Annotated in this window: 1 CRISPR repeat array. The window is 49.9% G+C overall.

The window, feature by feature from the left end:
* Positions 1-6 precede the first annotated feature (6 nt).
* Positions 7-503: a CRISPR direct-repeat array (repeat unit 29 nt; unit sequence GTATCAATCGCACCTTCGGGTATTGAAAG).
* Between the last annotated feature and the right edge of the window lie 66 nt (positions 504-569).

Below are 569 nucleotides of genomic sequence, written 5' to 3'. Positions count from 1 at the left end.
ATTGATGTATCAATCGCACCTTCGGGTATTGAAAGGGGTTGGTGTCCTGTAAGTCCAGACAGAAATCCACCAGGTATCAATCGCACCTTCGGGTATTGAAAGTCGTGCCTAACCTCTGCAATCTTTTTATCAGCCCAATGGTATCAATCGCACCTTCGGGTATTGAAAGAAGACTTTACGACGGCTTTGCTTACCAAGCTGAATGGCGTATCAATCGCACCTTCGGGTATTGAAAGTTCGGGGTCAAATGCGGCCCGTGCTCGCTGGTTCGGGGTATCAATCGCACCTTCGGGTATTGAAAGAAGGCGTACCATCAGCTACTGGCCAGAGCGGACAGCGGTATCAATCGCACCTTCGGGTATTGAAAGTCACCCAATGATTTGAACGAGATTGGCAATCACGCGGAGGTATCAATCGCACCTTCGGGTATTGAAAGGAGGTAAACCCGGACAGCCGCTACGGCAAAACAGAGCAGTATCAATCGCACCTTCGGGTATTGAAAGTTTTTTCCGAGATGGTGCGCCGGCTGGCCAGCGTTACCGTATCAATCGCACCTTCGGGTATTGAAA

The organism is Spirosoma panaciterrae DSM 21099, assembly GCF_000374025.1.
GTDB lineage: Bacteria > Bacteroidota > Bacteroidia > Cytophagales > Spirosomataceae > Spirosoma > Spirosoma panaciterrae.
Note: the sequence above shows the minus strand (reverse complement) of the source record. Positions and strands in the feature narration are given on the sequence as shown.